Here is a 15,080-nt window from a genome sequence, read left to right as displayed (position 1 = left end):
GACGCGCCCCGTCAGGCGTTTTGTGTTGGCGAAATCATATCATTCTGATGGCCCGGCGCTAGGCTCTGGGCGGAAAAATGCAAAAAATGACCCCAAGCTCACACTCACGTATACTGCCGCCAAGCTTACCGAAAATGAGACGTTGCCATGATTGATACCCACGCCCACATTTATGCCAGTGAATTTGACCACGACCGCGATGAGGTGGTCAGCCGGGCATTGGCGCAAGGCATTGAACGCATTCTGCTCCCCAACATTGATCTGGAATCGATTGAGCCGATGCTGGCGACCGAAGCGGCTTACCCCACAGTCTGCCGCGCCATGATGGGCCTGCACCCGTGTTATGTCGATGGCAACGTCACGCAAACACTCGACACGATCCACCGCTGGTTTGCCCAACACGATTTTATTGCGGTGGGCGAAATCGGCATCGACCTCTATTGGGACAAAACATTTCGCGCCGAACAAGAAATGGCGTTTGTGACCCAGCTCAACTGGGCTAAAGAGATGAACCTGCCGGTGGTGATCCACACCCGCGATTCGATTGACGAGACGCTCACCCTGCTCAAACAAGAGCAAAATGGCCAACTGCGTGGCGTGTTCCACTGCTTTGGGGGCAGCGTAGACGAAGCCAAAGCAATCAACGACCTTGGCTTTCATCTCGGCTTGGGCGGCGTGTCGACATTTAAGAACGGCGGCATGGATCAGGTGATTCCACACCTCGACATGAACTACGTGATTTTGGAAACCGACTGCCCGTATTTGGCCCCGGTGCCCCATCGTGGAAAGCGTAACGAACCGGCCTACACTCAACTGGTTGCACAACGTGTTGCGGACCTGAGAATGACGACCATCGAAGCGATCGATTGCATTACATCAGTGAATGCTAAATCACTGTTTAATCTATAGTTTAGGGATATGTTGATTACTAATTTATAGATTAAGATCACATTTTTTAAATGGGATAAAGATCACATTAATCGCTATGCATGCAATGTACTATTCGTGGCCAAATTTTTATAACGATCTACATATACAAACGTCATGGCTAGCTGTAATCACACCAACCAACTGCAACGACTACGTCGTACCTTCTGGCAGAAAATGCTGGGAGTGAAAGAAGTCTACGTCTGCAAGCATTGCGGACAAATCGTAAAAATTAAATAATTTTGACGAGAAGACACCCCATCTACAACGGAAAAAGCGGCCACTGGCCGCTTTTTTTTATTCATGGTTTGCCCCATCACGTGACGACTACGCTTCCCCGTCTTGCGCCTCATCTTTGCGCGTGTAGAAACGCGCGAAGAATAGACCGATTTCAAACAGCAAACACATGGGAATCGCCAACAGTGTTTGTGAAATCATATCAGGCGGTGTCAGCAGCATGCCAACCACAAACGCGCCCACGATGATGTACGGACGTTTTTGGCTTAACTCTGTCGGCGTGGTCGCGCCCGTCCAACACAACAGAATGATGGCCACCGGAACTTCAAACGCGATGCCAAACGCCATAAACAGCGCCAAGACGAAATCAAGGTAACTGGCAATGTCGGTGGCAAACTCCACCCCGCCGAGCGATATCGCGGTAAAGAAGCCAAACACCAGTGGAAAAACCACGTAGTAAGCAAACGCCACACCGCAATAAAACAGCAGCGAACTCGACACCAACAGCGGAAAAATCAGGCGACGCTCATGCTTATACAGGCCCGGCGCCACAAACGCCCACACTTGATAAAGAATAAACGGCACCGACACAAATACCGCCACAATCAGCGTCAGCTTGAGTGGGGTGAAAAACGGTGAAGCCACATCGGTGGCGATCATCGTTGCCCCTTCCGGCAGGCGATCCACCAGCGGGCGAGAGACAAATTCGTAGATGTGATTGGAGAAATAAATCAGCCCAAGAAACACCACGATCACCGCCGCAATACTGCGCAGCAAGCGATCACGAAGTTCCAATAAGTGGCTGATCAACGGTTGAGTCTGTTCGACTGACATTGACACCTCATGTAACCGATCAAAAAGAGTTACCGCTCAGGGGTAACTCTTTACAAAGACTATTAGTCGGCTTTCTTTTCTGCCGTCTTCGGCTGAGCGGGTTCAGCCACAACGTGGAGGGATTCTGCCGAGGGTTGCGGCTGGTCATCCTCTGTCGGGCTGGTGGCTGGAGTGGCGTACGGACGTTGCACGTCCTGCGCTGCCTGCTTGAGCTTATCGACCGATTCTTGCAGCTCTGGCGACAAGTTTTGCATCCCCATCTGCTCGGCTTTGCGCAGGTTTTCCTGCAGCTCCTGCACTTTCAGCTCGTGCGCCAGCTCATCTTTGACACTGTTGGCCATGTTTTTGGCCGCCGAGACAAACTTCGCCACACTGCGAATCGCATGCGGCAGCCGCTCTGGACCCAGCACCACCAGTGCCACGACAGAAATTAATACCAGTTCCCAAAAACCGATATCAAACACGATTTAAGCCTGCTCTTTGTCTTTCTTTGTTTCAGCAGTTGCGTCGGTCTTCTGCTGTTCCAGATTTTTCTGTTCGAAATCGGCATCTTTCTTCGCCGCAGACTGATCTTCGTCTGCCATGGCTTTCTTGAAGCCTTTCACTGCGCTACCGAGATCGCCGCCGATACCACGAAGTTTCTTCGTACCGAACAGCAATACAACGATGACCGCAATGATAAGAAGTTGCCAAATACTGATACCACCCATTCTTTCTACCTCGGGTTATGTGTTACAAAAACAGTTCAAGAGTTTAACGTTTATTGACGATAAGCTCGCCAACTAAACAACCAAAATGTGACGCCTGCGATTGCACTGCCCGCGGCCCACGGTTCGTAGTGACTGGCCACCAATATAGCCGAGCATACGACTAAAGTGGCGCCAACACCAAACAAAAACTTACCGGTCGCCTGCTGGCGCTTGCTGTCGCGGTAGCCCTGATAAAACTGCTCCATGCGCAGATTCAGGTGACGACCTTGTTTCAAACTGTCGTACAGCAATTCCGGTAGTTCCGGCAATTTTTCGGCCCAGAACGGCGCACGCTCTTTGATGGCATTCACCACCGCTTGCGGGCCAACCTGATTCATCATCCATTTTTCCAGAAAGGGTTTCGCCGTCTGCCATAAATCCAATTGTGGATATAGCTGACGCCCTAACCCTTCTACGTACAGCAGCGTCTTCTGGAGCAACACCAGTTGCGGCTGCACTTCCATATTGAAGCGACGTGCGGTGTTGAACAGGTTCAACAGCACATGGCCAAAGGAGATGTCGCACAGCGGTTTGGCGAATATCGGTTCGCACACAATACGAATCGCCACTTCGAATTCATCGATGTTGGTGTCTTGCGGCACCCACCCCGAATCGACGTGCAATTGCGCCACTTTGCGATAATCGCGGTTGAAGAACGCCAGGAAGTTTTCCGCCAGATAACGTTTGTCGTCTGCATTCAGCGTGCCGACAATGCCACAGTCGAGACCAATCCATTGCGGGTTGTCTGGATGCTCCGGATTCACAAACACATTGCCCGGATGCATGTCTGCATGGAAGAAACTGTCGCGGAACACCTGCGTGAAAAACACACTCACGCCGCGCTCAGCCAAGAGCTTCATGTTGGTGCCATTGGCCTGCAAGCGTTCAACATCGGACACCTGAATGCCATATATTCGCTCAGAAACCATGACAGTTTTATTACTGAAATCGGTAATGACTTCAGGAACATACAATTCTTCGCTGTCTTCAAAGTTGCGGCGCAGTTGAATCGCATTGGCCGCTTCACGACGCAAATCCAGCTCATCAAGCAGCGTTTTTTCGTAATCACGCACCACTTCAAGCGGTTTCAAACGACGTGCTTCAGGCGTCGCTCGTGCGACTATACGCGCGAGACGATGCATCAGTTTTAGATCTGCATCAATCACCGGACGAATATCTGGACGAATGACTTTTAACACCACTTCGCGGCCGTTGGATTTGAGCGTCGCGGTATGCACCTGAGCGATCGACGCAGAAGCCAGCGGCTGGAGGTCGAAGTCGTTGAACCACGTTTCCAGTGGGCCGCCGAGTGCGCTTTCGATCTGCGCTTTGGCAAGGTTGCCGTCAAACGGCGCTACTTTGTCTTGCAGCAGCGCGAGCTGATCGGCGATGTGCGGAGGGAAGAGGTCGCGGCGGGTCGACATCATCTGGCCGAACTTGATCCACACCGGGCCAAGTTCTTGCAACGCCAAACGCAGCCGCTCACCGAGCGGTTTGTCGGCGTGTTGATTGCGAATCCAGAAGATGGACTTGCGCGCCAGCCGCGGCGCTTTGGTCAGTTGATGTTCGGGTAACAACTCGTCCAGCCCATATTCGAGCTGAACTTTGATAATGCGGTATAAACGTTTGAGTTCGGCTGGGGTCATACAGTGTCCATGTACCCTTGTTCTGTCGGTTGCCCGCGCTCAAGCAACTGATTCAGGCGGCTTTCTAGGCGTGCCGCTTGGCTGTTTACCTCGTCCACTTGATCGCAAAAATGAGCAATTTCCAGCGGCCCCGGAGCCACGCGCCACTCTTCGGTCAGCACTTGCGCCAAATGGTTCTGGTGTTTACTCACTTGCGCACTCAGCAGCGCGCCGAAGTTTTTGGCGCCTTGCACCACGGTGTGTGCGACCACATCACCGGTCACGCGTGACAACCACTCTTCGATGTCGGGTTTGCAGTCCGTCATGAGCTGAGAAAATTTCTGCGCCAGTTGAATGTCGCCTTCCAGCACCAATTTGTCTTGTTTGATCAACTGCGTGATGTTGGCCTGCTCACGCAGTTCCGGCAGCACCGACAGATTGAGCGACAGATAACAATCCGGCGCCCCTTCGTAGTGAGCCAGCACGTCGATCTGCTGACTGAAAATGAAGGTCAGGGTTTGATTGAGTTCTTTGAGATGGACCTGAATCACTTGGCCTTTAAGGCGGGCCAAACGACGACCCAGCTCCGGGTCGTCTTTGATCAGGGCATTGAGCGATGATTCAATCACCGCGGTGATTAACGGTTCAAACGGCATACGCAAGTCCTCAGAACTTGTAGCCGCGGTGCAACGCCACGATACCGCCAGTCAGGTTGTAGTAGCTGGCCTGATCGAAGCCCGCATCTATCATCATGCCTTTCAGCGTTTCTTGATCTGGGTGCATGCGAATCGATTCCGCCAAGTAACGGTAACTGTCAGCGTCGTTGGCGATCAGTTGACCCATTTTCGGCAGAATGTGGAACGAGTACGCGTCATACACTTTGGATAACGGTTCCAGCACCGGTTTTGAAAATTCCAGCACCAGCAGACGACCACCCGGCTTCAACACACGGAACATCGAACGCAGCGCTTTGTCTTTGTCGGTGACGTTACGCAGACAGAAACTGATGGTGATGCAATCAAAATAGTTGTCTGGGAACGGCAGTTCTTCCGCATTCGCTTGCACGTAATGCACGTTGCCGACAATGCCGATGTCGCGCAGTTTATCGCGGCCGACATTGAGCATGGAGTTGTTGATGTCTGCCAGCACCACGTGGCCTTTGTCGCCCACGATGCGAGAGAATTTTGCCGTCAGGTCACCGGTACCGCCGCCCAAATCGAGAATACGCTGCCCCGGACGCGCGCCGGCACAATCGATGGTGAAACGCTTCCACAGACGATGAATCCCGCCCGACATCAAATCGTTCATGATGTCGTATTTCGCCGCAACCGAGTGGAACACTTCCGCGACCTTGGCTACTTTTTCTTCTTTACGTACGGTTTCAAAGCCGAAATGGGTGGTGTCTTGATTCTCTACTGCTGTTTTCGTTTGCACGCTGGTATCCGTCATTGTGTTTCCTCTTAGGCAGTTTTCACGACCAAACTGCGACTGCGGGCGATTAGTTTACTTTATCCTCAGCGGGATGTCTTTCTACTAAAGGGCCAATTTCCGAATCTGCCTCACGCTGTGCCTTTTCCACCCACTCGGTGTTGATAGAACGCTTAATCTCCACGCCCAGTTGCTTAAAGCTTTCGGCCTGACGAATGGCATTGCCACGCCCGGTAGCAAGTTTGTTCATCGCGCCTTGATACGATTGGTTGGCGCGGTCGAGCGCGCCGCCCAAGCCTTCCATGTCTTCCACGAACAGGCGCAGTTTGTCGTACAAACGGCTCGCCCGCTCAGCAATCAATTGTGCGTTCTGGTTCTGGCGTTCGTTGCGCCACAGGTTATCAATAGTGCGCAGCGCCACCAGTAACGTGGTCGGGCTGACCAGAATGATGTTCTGCTCCATCGCATCTTTCACCAAGCTCGGATCGGCTTGAATCGCAACCTGAAACGCAGGCTCGACCGGAATAAACATCAGCACGTAATCGAGCGACTGAATGCCTTTGAGCTGATGGTAATCTTTCTGCCCCAAACCTTTGATGTGACTGCGCAGCGCCAGCAAGTGATCGCGCAGCGCGACATCGCGCTCGGCATCGGTGTCAGCGTGGTAATACCGCTCATACGCCACCAGCGCCATTTTGGAGTCAATCACCACCTGTTTATTGTGCGGCAGATGCACGATCACATCCGGTTGATATCGCTTGCCTGCTTCGTTTTGCAGGCTCACTTGGGTTTGATATTCGTGCCCTTCTCGCAGGCCCGATTCGGCCAGTACGCGCGCCAACACCACTTCGCCCCAGTTGCCCTGCTGCTTGTTGTCGCCTTTCAGCGCTTGCGTCAGGTTGAGTGCTTCTTTGGCCATCTGTTCATTGAGGCGCTGCAAATTACGCAGCTCATGCACCAACGTGTGACGCTCTTTGGCTTCTTGGTTGAAGCTGTCGTTGACCTGTTTCTTAAAGCCATCCAACTGCTCACGCAGCGGCGATAGTAAACCATCCAGACTTTGGCGGTTTTGCTGATCCACTTTGGCGGTTTTGGCTTCAAACACCTGATTGGCGAGGTGCTCAAACTGCTGCTTGAGGCGCTCTTCAGCACGTTCGAGCAGTTGCAGTTTGTCTTGGCTGGCTTCGAGTTGCTGCTGATGACGCGCTTCTTGCTCACGCAGTTGCACGTCGAGCTGCGCTTTCTGTTCCCGCATGCGGTTGAGTTCGTCGGCGTATTGCTGGCGCTCTTGTTTAATCGCATCGAAATAACGCAGTTTTTCCATCACGGCCATCACTTTGCCGTGCGATTGCTTGAGCTCAAACTCCGCTTTGTCGCGCTCTTGGTCGAGTTCATCCAGCTCTTGCTGCGCCGCCTGCAACTGCTGTTTGAGCTGCTCAAGCTGCTGTTCATGCCAGCGAGCATCACTCGTCAATTGCTGTTCTAACAGCTGCGCTTGCAGTTGATATTTCTGTTTCACCCACCAACCAGCGGCGGCGGCGGACACCACGGCGCCAGACAGCGTACTGATCCACACGGCGGGGTTCTCGAGAATCCATTGCATAATAATGAGTTACTTGATGTTGGTTGTTGATAAAAAGAGTATTTCGATACTGGATAAATGTCCAGTTTGCCGGGCAATTATTCAGCCGATAGACTAGCGATTCACCTGAACACAGGTTTACCTAACATGGATATGGGGAATTGGGAATGAATGAACGCCGCGCTCTGGGATTGGGCTTGTCTGCTGTGTTGTTGTGGTCGACGGTGGCCACTGCGTTCAAACTGACGTTGGCAGAGTTTTCCCCCATTCAAATGCTGACCATCGCCAGCATGGTTTCAGCCTTGGCGCTGTTGGTCATCTGCACGCTGCAAGGCAAGCTGCCTTTGGTGATCAGCACCTTCCTCGCCAACCCGTGGTATTACCTGCTGCTGGGGCTGATTAACCCGCTCGCCTATTACCTGATCCTGTTCAAAGCCTACGCCCTGCTGCCCGCCTCGCAAGCACAGGCGATCAACTACAGCTGGGCGATCACCCTGACACTCATGGCGGCGGTGTTTCTTGGCCAAACCATTCGCAAACAAGATTGGATCGCCTGCGCGCTGAGTTATTTCGGCGTGGTGGTGATCGCCACGCAAGGCGATGTGCTCGGCATGCAGTTCGAGAGCCCGCTCGGCGTTGGGCTGGCGCTGCTGTCGACCCTGTTGTGGGCCGGTTATTGGATTCTCAATACCAAAAATCAAGCCGATCCGGTGGTGGGCGTGCTGTTGGGGTTTGTGATTGCAATTCCGTTTGCCATTGCGCTCAGCGTGTATGAAGGGGCGCCGTGGCAGCACATCAGCCCGCAAGGCTGGGCGGCGGTGACCTACGTCGGTTTATTTGAGATGGGCATTACCTTTGTGTTGTGGCTCAGTGCGCTGAAAAACACTCGCAACACCGCGCGCATCAGCAACTTGATTTTCGCCTCGCCGTTTATTTCACTCATCCTGCTGTCCACCATCATTGGGGAAGCGATTCACCCCACCACCCTGATTGGATTGGTGCTGATCATCGCCGGTTTGGTGGTGCAACAAGTGAAACGTCGCAGCAAACCGCTTGCCACCGAAAAAGCGTGAGCGGCGCTTCGACCCGCCAAAGTGCGTCAGAACAATTGATGCGCCAATTCGGCGCCTTGGCCGCGTACCTGATCAATCAAGCCATGACTCTCCGGCGCTAAGGCCAGCGCTTTGGCTGCCGGATGACGGGCGAGAAACGCCTGCTTTTCATGCACATCAAACAGCGAATCCCAGCGCTTATGAATGTCACGCGCCAGATAGAGCACGCACGCCAAACGCTTGGCTTCGCCCGCTTGACCGGGATGATTGACGTGTTCAATCGCATCGGCCATGTCGACCGGAAAATTCCACGCTTTGGCCAATTGCGCGCCGAGTTGCTGCGCGTCAACGCCCAGTAAATCCTGCTGCACATCTGCCCGCTTTTCGCCCTGCTTGACGCGCTGTTCAATCTGCTCGGCGAGATTCGGTTCGAGCGCATGAATCATCAGCTCGCCGATGTTGTGCAAGACGCCGGTGGTGAACACTTCGTTGGGATCAAGCTTGAGCGGTTTGGCAAGCTTGCTGGCGATCATCGCGATTTCAAATGTGTTCGACCAGTAATCTTTGATGTTGAGTGTTCGCAACTGGGGAAACACCCCCGACACGACCGATGAGGAGATCAGCGTGCGCACCGCGCCGCTGCCGACACGAATGATGGCATCACTGATGGTGGAGACGCCCTTGCCGTTGACGCCGCCAAATTGCGCGGAATTGGCCATTCGCAACACGCGCGCACTGAGGACCTGATCCATCGACATTTTGCGCGACAGTTCGCTGAAGTCGACGTTGTCGCGATTCACCATATTCAGGAGTTCTTGCTGGATACTTTCAATGCGGGGCAGTTCATTCAGGCGGGAGATCAGGGCTTCTTGATTCATTCGTTCACTCCTTCTAGCAACCAACAGATTTACTATAGGACAGAAATCCCGCTTTGGAATGGCAAATGCTGAGCAATTTATCAGGTAATTTGTTCGCGATAGAGCTTCGGACTGACCCCGGCTTTGCGTTTGAAGACGCGCGAGAAATAGAGCGGATCCGAGTAGCCGACAATCCGGCCAATGTGGTTGACTGAGTAGTGAGTGGTCACTAACAACTGTTTGGCACGACTGATGCGCTGATCATCCCGCCACTGGGTGATGGTCATCTTCATCTCATCACGAAACAGGTGCCCTAAGCGCGACGGCGACAAACAGGTGTACGCGGCAATCTCTTCCAAGGTGAAGTCTTGATTGAGGTTCTGCGTCATGTAGTTGATGGCCTGAATGATGCGCGGGTCGAGCGGCTTGCTCACCACATCCGGTTGCACCGTTTTACAGCGGATCAGCAACTGCTCGAGCAGGTTAATCGCCAAGTCATCGCGATATGGCATGTCGGATTTGGCGGTGTATTCGATATCGACAAACAGGTTTTCGATGTGTGCCATGGTTTGCGCGTCTAACCCACGAGTCAGATAGACCCCGTTGCGCTCTTCCTGCCAGCTCAGCCAGTCATTCCAGAACGCGCGCGGACGAAAATAGACCCAGCGATGGAACCAGGACGCACTGTCGGTCCGACGATGATAAAAGTGCGCCGCACTGGGCGGAAACAGCAACAAGTCACCCGGTTTCACATGAAACATCTGCTCGCCGGAAAAAATAGTGCCCTCGCCTTTGCTGGTGTAGTTGATGATGTAGCCTTTCATGCCATGAGGGCGGTCGATCGGGTAATCGAGCTCATCGCCTTCGATGATCGGCGTTAAACCGGCTACCAAATGCGCATCAAAGTTATAGCCCGGTTTGAGAGGATCGGTTGTTTGCATAGACCAACAGTCGCTAAGTTTTTGCCTAGTGTATGTTGCGCCTTGTCGCATTGCGATTTTCGAGTTCACACTTTTCCTAATACGATCCATTGGGTGGCGGAAAACGCCTCACGAAACCAATCGGTTTTGGCCGATTGGCGAATAAAATCGCTCGGTAGCCCGTGTCTGGCGCGTTGCCAGTCCGGCTGGACGGTGTCGGTGGATGGGGGCACCACCAGCGCCGCGTTGAGCGGCTGAATGACGTGACGAATGTCGAGCCGAGTCGGAATGCTGTTGCGCGCCAGATACTCAATCACCACCGCATTGTGCTGAAAGTAGTAATTCATATTGAGCGACAACCGGTCGCTGTGATGCCACTGGCACCATTGCTCAATCTTGTCCGCGCGATGGCGAAAGTTCCACTGCGCATGCGACACATCCAGCGCTTCGCCGTTGTTGATCAGCTCCAACGCCCCTTCGTACATCAGTTGATTGCCATGCAGCAGTTGGAACTGTGTCGGGCTCGCGCTGGCGACCCGCAGCGTCCAACGTTGATGATGAATGTCAAAGTGCGACACTCGCTTCGATTCGTCAACCGTCATAAGTACCTCTACAACGCCCCCTCATCGCTGAGGGGGCTGATTTCGTTACACCCCAGACGTTAAGCGATAGTACACGCTATTGGTTTTCAACTCATGTTTGAAGGTGCGCGTCTCGGTGTGTTCATCAATCACCACCATTTCCATGCCAAGAATATCGGCATAGTCAGCCAAGGTGTCGACACTCACTTGTTGGCTGTACGCACTGTGGTGCGCCGCCCCGGCGTGAATCCAGCTCGCCGCCGCAACTTGCAGATTCGGCATCGGTTCCCACAACGCATGCGCCACCGGCAAATGCGGCATACTTTGCGGCGGTGCCACGGTGTTCACTCGGTTCACCACCATGCGGAAGCGGTTGCCCAAGTCGATCACCGACACGTTCACCGCCGGGCCTTCACGACCGCTAAACAGCAGGCGAGGCACGTCGCAGCGCAAGCCGATGGTGTGCAAATGCACTTCGAGTTTTGGTTTCGCCGCAGCAATCGATGGACACACTTCCAGCATGTGCGCGCCCAGCACTTGGTCAGTGGCGCCGAAGTTGTAGGTGTAGTCTTCCATAAACGAAGTGCCGCCCTGACGCCCTTTGCCCATCTGTTTCATGATGTGCACCATGGCCGAGGTTTTCCAGTCGCCTTCCCCGCCGTAACCAAAGCCTTTGGCCATCAAACGCTGGGTCGCCAAACCGGGCAATGAATCCAGGCCGGTCAAGTTTTCAAAGGTGTTGGTAAACGCATGCGCGCCCACGTCGGTCAGGAAACGTTCCATCCCCATTTCCAAACGCGCTTCGTGCTGCATCAGTTTGAGCAGCGCCGGATCGCTCAGCAGCTGCGGGCTCATGTCATAGGTGGAGGCGTATTCATCGAGCAGACGCGCGACATCCGCATCCGACACCGATTGCACCACTTCGCTCAGTTCACCCAAGCCATAGGCATTCACTTCATAGCCAAATTGAATTTGCGCCGACACTTTGTTGCCTTCGGTCACTGCCACTTGGCGCATGTTGTCACCAAAGCGCGCCACTTTCAGGTTCTGACCAGCATCAATGCCGATCGCAGCGCGGCACCACGCGTCGATTTCTTGATGCACGTTCGGGTTCTGCCAATGACCGACCACCACTTTGCGGTCCAAATCAAGACGTGTGCCGATAAAGCCAAATTCACGACAACCATGCGCACTCTGGTGCGTGTTCATGTAGTTCATGTCGATGCTGTCCCATGGCAGCGCCGCGTTGAACTGGGTATGCAGATGCAGGAACGGTTTGTTGAGCTGCGATAACCCCGCGATCCACATTTTTGCTGGCGAGAAGGTGTGCATCCACAGCACCAGACCAATACACGCCGGATCGTTGTTGGCCGCGCGGCACACTTGCAGAATTTCGTCCGGTGACTTCACCGTGCCTTTGTCGACCATCGGCACGGAAATCGCGTCGGTTTGGTTAAAGCTGGCCACGATTTGTGCGCTGTCTTGCGCCACTTGCTCGAGCACTTTTGGGCCGTACAGGGTTTGCGAACCGGTTACGAACCACACGTGTTTGTTGTCGAATACTTTCATAACTTTCCCTTGATTATTTTTTGTTCGTCGCAGTCTGACCGTAATAAGCGTTCGCGCCGTGTTTGCGCAGGTAATGCTTATCGAGCAGAGCCTGATTGATAAATTGCACCGCCGGGTTGATTTGCAGCGTTTGCAGCGCCATCGACGCCACCACTTCCATCACCACCGCGTTGTGCACCGCTTGATGGGCATCTTTCCCCCAGCTGAACGGGCCGTGTTCATTGACGATGATGCCGGGAATGGCCATCGGGTCTTGCGCTGCGATGGTTTCGACAATCACGCGTCCGGTATTGAGTTCGTAATCGTGGGCGATTTCGTCATTGGTTAGCGGGCGCGTGCACGGAATGCTGCCGTAGAAGTAATCGGCATGGGTGGTGCCAAGCGCCGGAATGGCTTTGCCCGCTTGCGCCCACGAGGTGGCGTGCGGCGAATGGGTGTGCACCACGCCGCCAATGTGTGAATAGGTGCGGTACATCACCAAATGGGTCGCGGTATCAGACGACGGATTGAGGTCACCCTCCACCACATGCCCCGCCAAATCCACCACCACCATGTTGTCGGCCGAGAGATCTTCGTAAGCCACGCCGCTTGGTTTGATCACCACCAACCCTGATTCGCGGTCGATGGCTGAGACGTTGCCCCAAGTAAACGTCACCAGATTGTGGCGTTGCAGATCGAGGTTGGCTTGCCACACGTCATGGCGCAGTTGGCGCAGCCGTTCAGTTTGAGTCGATACGGGTTGCATCAAGGTGTGTTCACTCATGATTGCACTCCTTGGCTTGATGATTTGGCTTGATGAAATTCAGCCAACTGTTCTAGGTGTTGACCCAGCTCACGGTAGCCCGCGTAACGTTCACGGCGCAGCGCTTGCGTGTTGGCATTGGGCGAATACACTGCACTGATGGGGCTCGCCATCGCTGCCTGCGCTTGCTGGGCGTCGTCATACACTCCCGCTGCCACAGCGGCGAAAATCGCCGCGCCCAATGCGCAGCACTGCTCTGAGCGCACCACCGCAATGTCGCGGCCAATCACATCGGCGCACATCTGCATCACATAAGGCGATTTTTGCGAAATGCCGCCAATCGCGATCACGCGATCCACCGCCATACCTTGGTCGACAAAACAATCGACAATCGCTTTGGCGCCGTGCGCACTCGATTCCACCAACGCGGCAAACAGCGCAGGCGCGGTTGAGCCCAAATTCAGATCCGACAGCGAACCTTTCAGGCGTTGGTTGGCGTAAGGGGTACGGCGGCCATTGTGCCAGTCCATTGCCAGCGGCGAATGGGCGTTAAACTCGTAGCTTTCCGCCGCTTGAGACAGCATCGGAATCAAAGCTTTATCTAAGGCGTCTAATGTGGCTTGCGCTTCGGGCTGCTGCGCAGCCAAGGCTTGCACTGGCCACAACAGCACGCGTTTGTACCAAGCATAAATGTCACCAAACGCCGATTGACCGGCTTCAAGCGCCATCAAATTCGGCAGTGCGCTGCCTTTGACCTGGCCGCAAATGCCGTGAATGGTGCGCTCGCCCACGTTGTCGGCGTCCACCATCAAAATGTCGCAGGTGGACGTGCCAATCACTTTGACCAAATCGTGCGCGCCTGCGCCTGCGCCGACAGCGCCCATGTGGCAGTCAAATTCGCCAACTGCGACCGCGATGCCCTCCGGCAAGCCCAGCGTTTGTGCCCAGGCCGCCGACAAGGTGCCCGCTTGCTGCTCAGCGGTGTAGACCTCGCTGAACATGCGCTCGCGCATGCCATCCAAGGTGGGGGAAATTGCCGACAAAAACGCTTGATCCGGCAAACCGCCCCAGCTTTCGTGCCACATCGCTTTGTGGCCGGCCGCGCAGATGCCGCGGCGCAGGTGGTGTGGGTGCTGATTGCCGCTCAAGAGCGCTGGAATCCAGTCACACAACTCCACCCAGCTGTAGGCATGTTTGGCCACATCGGCATCTTGTTCGCTGACCCACGCGGCTTTGGCCCAAAACCATTCCGACGAATAAATGCCGCCGATGAATTTGGTGTAGTCAGTAAAATCGCCGCTGTGCGCCAGTTGGTTAATGCGTTCGGCTTTGGCGACCGAGGTATGGTCTTTCCACAAAATGAACATCGCGTGTGGGTTGTGTTCAAATTCCGGCAGCAGTGCCAACACATTGCCTTCAGCATCGATCGGTGCCGGCGTCGAGCCGGTGGTGTCAACGCCAATGCCCACCACCGATTGCGCGACCTCAGCCGGCACGGCGGCCAGCGCCTCACGCACCGCTTGGGTCATCGCTTCAATGTAGTCTTTCGGGTGGTGGCGAAATTGCGATTGCTCCGGCTGGTTGTACAGCCCCTGCATCCAGCGCGGGTAGTAAGTGACGCCGGAGGCGACTTCTTCCCCGCTAACCGCATTCACCAATAAGGCACGCACGGAATCGGATCCAAAGTCGAGGCCGATGACATGCGCAGGTTGAGTAGCAAAATGCTCCATAACAACTCCAATTCGGGTGATATTTTCTATTTGTTATAACGCTCGAACCCCATTTCAACCATGAACCGCACCGCTAGATTCATGGATAAAAACGCCACATGGACAAAACCGTGCAGTTGTTTAAAAAAAGTGCATCATGTTTGAAATGGCCTTAAAAACCTCAGTTAACCGTTTACATCGGGTCTATTTTTATGCAACAACGCACCAAAAAATAGCAAATGGGATCCACATCATGGCTACTCGCGCT

15 protein-coding genes are annotated in these 15,080 nt (G+C 54.1%); 2 read left to right on the top strand and 13 right to left on the bottom strand.

Features of this window, described 5'->3' with window-relative positions; genetic code table 11:
* Positions 1–147: 147 nt before the first annotated feature.
* Positions 148–909, top strand: coding sequence for a TatD family hydrolase (locus tag ACF8PK_RS00260; protein ID WP_004724328.1), 762 nt, complete (start codon positions 148–150; stop codon positions 907–909).
* 345 nt (positions 910–1,254) lie between these two features.
* On the opposite strand, the gene tatC is transcribed toward ACF8PK_RS00260, so the two are convergent.
* From tatC to rmuC, 7 genes are all read right to left on the bottom strand, one after another.
* Positions 1,255–1,998, bottom strand: coding sequence for a twin-arginine translocase subunit TatC (gene tatC, locus ACF8PK_RS00255; protein ID WP_004724326.1), 744 nt, complete (start codon positions 1,996–1,998; stop codon positions 1,255–1,257).
* 62 nt (positions 1,999–2,060) lie between these two features.
* Positions 2,061–2,462, bottom strand: a complete 402-nt coding sequence (gene tatB / locus ACF8PK_RS00250) for a Sec-independent protein translocase protein TatB (RefSeq protein WP_004724325.1) — start codon at positions 2,460–2,462, stop codon at positions 2,061–2,063.
* A 3-nt stretch (positions 2,463–2,465) separates the two neighbouring features.
* Positions 2,466–2,708 carry a Sec-independent protein translocase subunit TatA gene (gene tatA / locus ACF8PK_RS00245; protein WP_004724324.1) on the bottom strand — a complete coding sequence of 81 codons (243 nt, stop codon included), beginning with the start codon at positions 2,706–2,708 and terminating at the stop codon, positions 2,466–2,468.
* Between the two features lie 50 nt (positions 2,709–2,758).
* Positions 2,759–4,393: a ubiquinone biosynthesis regulatory protein kinase UbiB gene (gene ubiB, locus ACF8PK_RS00240; RefSeq protein ID WP_004724323.1), complete on the bottom strand. Its 1,635-nt coding sequence runs from the start codon at positions 4,391–4,393 to the stop codon at positions 2,759–2,761.
* A complete protein-coding gene (locus ACF8PK_RS00235) occupies positions 4,390–5,028 on the bottom strand; it encodes an SCP2 domain-containing protein (protein ID WP_392439469.1) in 639 nt (212 codons plus the stop codon). Before ACF8PK_RS00235 ends, ubiB begins: the two co-directional genes overlap by 4 nt.
* Before the next feature lie 10 nt (positions 5,029–5,038).
* Positions 5,039–5,821 carry a bifunctional demethylmenaquinone methyltransferase/2-methoxy-6-polyprenyl-1,4-benzoquinol methylase UbiE gene (ubiE, locus tag ACF8PK_RS00230; protein WP_004724321.1) on the bottom strand — a complete coding sequence of 261 codons (783 nt, stop codon included), beginning with the start codon at positions 5,819–5,821 and terminating at the stop codon, positions 5,039–5,041.
* Positions 5,822–5,870: 49 nt separating this feature from the next.
* Positions 5,871–7,403 carry a DNA recombination protein RmuC gene (gene rmuC, locus ACF8PK_RS00225; protein WP_143680745.1) on the bottom strand — a complete coding sequence of 511 codons (1,533 nt, stop codon included), beginning with the start codon at positions 7,401–7,403 and terminating at the stop codon, positions 5,871–5,873.
* Positions 7,404–7,549: 146 nt separating this feature from the next.
* Here rmuC and ACF8PK_RS00220 point away from each other — a divergent pair, with 146 nt between their 5' ends.
* Positions 7,550–8,455 (top strand): DMT family transporter, encoded by a 906-nt coding sequence (locus tag ACF8PK_RS00220; RefSeq protein ID WP_004724319.1) that lies wholly within the window; start codon positions 7,550–7,552, stop codon positions 8,453–8,455.
* A gap of 26 nt (positions 8,456–8,481) precedes the next feature.
* Here the strand turns inward: ACF8PK_RS00220 and ACF8PK_RS00215 are convergent, their stop codons facing one another.
* The 6 genes from ACF8PK_RS00215 to ACF8PK_RS00190 form a co-directional block, all read right to left on the bottom strand.
* Positions 8,482–9,312 carry an HDOD domain-containing protein gene (locus ACF8PK_RS00215; RefSeq protein ID WP_004724318.1) on the bottom strand — a complete coding sequence of 277 codons (831 nt, stop codon included), beginning with the start codon at positions 9,310–9,312 and terminating at the stop codon, positions 8,482–8,484.
* Positions 9,313–9,392: 80 nt separating this feature from the next.
* Positions 9,393–10,232, bottom strand: a complete 840-nt coding sequence (gene araC / locus ACF8PK_RS00210) for an arabinose operon transcriptional regulator AraC (protein ID WP_004724317.1) — start codon at positions 10,230–10,232, stop codon at positions 9,393–9,395.
* 65 nt (positions 10,233–10,297) lie between these two features.
* Positions 10,298–10,813, bottom strand: a complete 516-nt coding sequence (locus ACF8PK_RS00205) for a hypothetical protein (protein ID WP_004724316.1) — start codon at positions 10,811–10,813, stop codon at positions 10,298–10,300.
* Positions 10,814–10,858: 45 nt separating this feature from the next.
* Complete coding sequence (gene araA / locus ACF8PK_RS00200) at positions 10,859–12,361, bottom strand: L-arabinose isomerase (protein ID WP_004724315.1); 1,503 nt, start codon at positions 12,359–12,361, stop codon at positions 10,859–10,861.
* 13 nt (positions 12,362–12,374) lie between these two features.
* Positions 12,375–13,124, bottom strand: a complete 750-nt coding sequence (araD, locus tag ACF8PK_RS00195; protein WP_158141308.1) for an L-ribulose-5-phosphate 4-epimerase — start codon at positions 13,122–13,124, stop codon at positions 12,375–12,377.
* Positions 13,121–14,833 carry a ribulokinase gene (locus tag ACF8PK_RS00190; protein ID WP_392439465.1) on the bottom strand — a complete coding sequence of 571 codons (1,713 nt, stop codon included), beginning with the start codon at positions 14,831–14,833 and terminating at the stop codon, positions 13,121–13,123. The genes araD and ACF8PK_RS00190 overlap by 4 nt, the downstream gene beginning before the upstream one ends.
* Between the last annotated feature and the right edge of the window lie 247 nt (positions 14,834–15,080).

Source organism: Vibrio sp. CJQ_6 (assembly GCF_043106745.1).
GTDB classification, from domain to species: domain Bacteria; phylum Pseudomonadota; class Gammaproteobacteria; order Enterobacterales; family Vibrionaceae; genus Vibrio; species Vibrio furnissii.
Note: the sequence above shows the minus strand (reverse complement) of the source record. Positions and strands in the feature narration are given on the sequence as shown.

Excerpts from the sequence above, each read along its gene's own strand:
- ACF8PK_RS00235 (WP_392439469.1), bottom strand. The coding sequence starts at position 5,028 with ATGCCGTTTGAACCGTTAATCACCGCGGTGATTGAATCATCGCTCAAT.
- ACF8PK_RS00260 (WP_004724328.1), top strand. The coding sequence starts at position 148 with ATGATTGATACCCACGCCCACATTTATGCCAGTGAATTTGACCACGAC.
- ubiB (WP_004724323.1), bottom strand. The coding sequence starts at position 4,393 with ATGACCCCAGCCGAACTCAAACGTTTATACCGCATTATCAAAGTTCAG.
- ACF8PK_RS00190 (WP_392439465.1), bottom strand. The coding sequence starts at position 14,833 with ATGGAGCATTTTGCTACTCAACCTGCGCATGTCATCGGCCTCGACTTT.
- araD (WP_158141308.1), bottom strand. The coding sequence starts at position 13,124 with ATGAGTGAACACACCTTGATGCAACCCGTATCGACTCAAACTGAACGG.
- rmuC (WP_143680745.1), bottom strand. The coding sequence starts at position 7,403 with ATGCAATGGATTCTCGAGAACCCCGCCGTGTGGATCAGTACGCTGTCT.
- araC (WP_004724317.1), bottom strand. The coding sequence starts at position 10,232 with ATGCAAACAACCGATCCTCTCAAACCGGGCTATAACTTTGATGCGCAT.
- ACF8PK_RS00215 (WP_004724318.1), bottom strand. The coding sequence starts at position 9,312 with ATGAATCAAGAAGCCCTGATCTCCCGCCTGAATGAACTGCCCCGCATT.
- tatA (WP_004724324.1), bottom strand. The coding sequence starts at position 2,708 with ATGGGTGGTATCAGTATTTGGCAACTTCTTATCATTGCGGTCATCGTT.
- ACF8PK_RS00220 (WP_004724319.1), top strand. The coding sequence starts at position 7,550 with ATGAATGAACGCCGCGCTCTGGGATTGGGCTTGTCTGCTGTGTTGTTG.
- ACF8PK_RS00205 (WP_004724316.1), bottom strand. The coding sequence starts at position 10,813 with ATGACGGTTGACGAATCGAAGCGAGTGTCGCACTTTGACATTCATCAT.
- tatC (WP_004724326.1), bottom strand. The coding sequence starts at position 1,998 with ATGTCAGTCGAACAGACTCAACCGTTGATCAGCCACTTATTGGAACTT.
- ubiE (WP_004724321.1), bottom strand. The coding sequence starts at position 5,821 with ATGACGGATACCAGCGTGCAAACGAAAACAGCAGTAGAGAATCAAGAC.
- araA (WP_004724315.1), bottom strand. The coding sequence starts at position 12,361 with ATGAAAGTATTCGACAACAAACACGTGTGGTTCGTAACCGGTTCGCAA.